Source organism: Pelagicoccus enzymogenes (assembly GCF_014803405.1).
In the GTDB taxonomy this organism is placed as follows: Bacteria; Verrucomicrobiota; Verrucomicrobiia; order Opitutales; family Opitutaceae; genus Pelagicoccus; species Pelagicoccus enzymogenes.
Map to the genome: position 1 here is coordinate 1 of NZ_JACYFG010000048.1, position 2,112 is coordinate 2,112.

At 59.8% G+C, this 2,112-nt stretch carries 2 protein-coding genes; one reads left to right on the plus strand and one right to left on the minus strand.

Translation table 11 applies throughout. The annotated features are described in order from the left end of the window. Positions 1-57 precede the first annotated feature (57 nt). Positions 58-450 (minus strand): hypothetical protein, encoded by a 393-nt coding sequence (locus tag IEN85_RS18745; RefSeq protein WP_191618643.1) that lies wholly within the window; start codon positions 448-450, stop codon positions 58-60. A 361-nt stretch (positions 451-811) separates the two neighbouring features. Here IEN85_RS18745 and IEN85_RS18750 point away from each other — a divergent pair, with 361 nt between their 5' ends. Then, the gene (locus IEN85_RS18750) at positions 812-2,080 is read left to right on the plus strand and encodes an IS110 family RNA-guided transposase (RefSeq protein ID WP_191616790.1); all 1,269 of its coding nucleotides are present in this window, start codon (positions 812-814) and stop codon (positions 2,078-2,080) included. The last annotated feature ends 32 nt before the right edge of the window (positions 2,081-2,112 follow it).

A 2,112-nucleotide genomic window follows, 5' to 3' on the forward strand; every position in this document is an offset into this window, starting at 1 on the left:
AACGTCGAGTACAGGCGGCGTGCGCTTGCGCACGTTGCCTGCTACGTCTGGTTGGCTCTATTTTGTTGATCGATATTGCTTATACTCGGCTCGAGGACGTTCTTTGTCTACATATCTCATGTGCTCTTCATTTATTTCAATAATCGTGTATTCGTTTTTTATTTCGGCTCCATCTGGTCTGTCGGGAGAGGTGAATTTAGTAGTTAAGTCTAAACCGTCCACAAACCATGTTCCTTTCATTCTCAATAAATCCATTACTTCGCCATTTTTGGTGAGTGTCATTTCCTCGTAAAAAGACTTATCCATTTCGTAGACGATGAACCCCTTCACTTCGATACCTTCTCCCTGATCCACGTGGTACGTCCACTTGCCGATTATTGACCTCTCGCAAATCGCTGCTGGTATTACGGCTAAAAACACACTGAGAACCAGAATTAAAGGTGCGTTCATTCGCTTCGATGATTATTTGCTTTAGCCAACGTGAAAGCCATACGCGGATATAGGCTAGGAGAAGTTATTCATGATGCCCGAAAGGCGCGGGCCGAAGAGCTCGCTTTCGGGGCATTGTGAATAACTTCCGGCGGGGTTGGACTCCGTTTGGCTTTTCATTACAATTTCAGCGCTCGCCCGCAGTCCAGGAACAAATACGCGGCGTCCCCTGGAGGACTGTGACCTTACCGTTCCGGGCTGCGGGTAGCGCCTTGACTTTTTGACGACTCCTCGGTGGAAGCCCTCTGCACGGACCACTCTATATTGCTGTCGCTGCCGGTCAAGGACGAGCTTTCCGCAACCCTCAACCGACTATGACACGATGAAGGAAAAGCCCCTGGACTTCGCGATCGGGATCGACCGTTCCGACGCAACCCTGGACGTTTGCCTCGCCTCCCTGCGGGCGGGCTCCAGTCCGCGTTTCGACAAGCTGGCCAACAGCCCCGACGAACTGGGCGCGTGGCTGGCGAGGCTTCGCTCCGAGCATCCCGAGGCCCGCGTCGCGGTGGCCTTCGAGATGCCCGCTCCCGACCTGGTAGCCTTCCTGTGCCCGCGCGGCTGGCTGGAGGTCTACGCCCTCAACCCCAGCGTGCCGGCCCGCTTCCGCAAGGCCTTCAACGGCTCCGGGGCCAAGAGCGACCTGCTGGACTGCGAGGTCCTCGCCCAGCTGCTGGCCTCGCACCGCGACAAGCTCCGGGCCCACCGGCTGGACAGCGCGGCCATGCGCAGGATCGACTCGCTCTCCAAGGCCCGCCGCGGGGAGGTCGACCGGCAGGTCGAGCAGTGCAACCGCCTCAAGTCGCTGCTAAAAAGCAGCTTCCCGCAGGCCCTGGCGCTGCTGGGCAGGGACTTGCACGCCCCCATGGCGATAGGCTTCCTTCGCCGCTGGCCCTCGCTGCAGGCGGCCCGCGAGGCGGACCCCGAGGAGATGGCGGCCTTCTACCGCAGCTCCCACTGCTCGCGCAGGGACGTGATCGAGGAGCGCCTGCGGGTGGTGGCCGAGTCCGTCGTCCTGACCGACGACCCCGCGATCATGGACGTCATGGAGCTTCGAATCTCCAGCTGCCTGGACCACATCGAGGCCTGCTCGAGGGCCATCGCGAGATACGACCAGGAGCTGGCCCGGCGCTACGCCGAGTCGGAGGACAAGCCGATCTTCGACAGCCTTCCCGGAGCCGGTCCGGCTCTAGGGCCGCGGCTGCTCTCGGCCATGGGCGAGGACCGCTCCCGCTACTCCAGCCGCGAGGCCCTGCAGCGCTACAGCGGGGTCGCCCCCGTTACCCAGAGCAGCGGCAAGAAGCGCATCGTGCACCGCCGCTACTCCCGGCCGAGGTTCCTGATGCAGACCTTCGTGGAGTTCGCCGGCGAGTCGATAAAGTGGAGCTCCTGGGCGTCCGCGTTCTGGAGGATGAAGAAGGCCGCGGGAATGACCTACAACTGCGCCATGCGGGAGCTGGCCTACAAGTGGCAGAGGATAATATACCGGATGTGGAAGACTCGAACCGCCTACGACGAAGGGCTCTATATAGAACGACTAAAAGCGAAAGGAAGCCCGATATGCGCGTACCTGCAAGATTCCATGAAAAACTGATATAGCAGCTTGACTCCTAGCCTCAGTGGTAA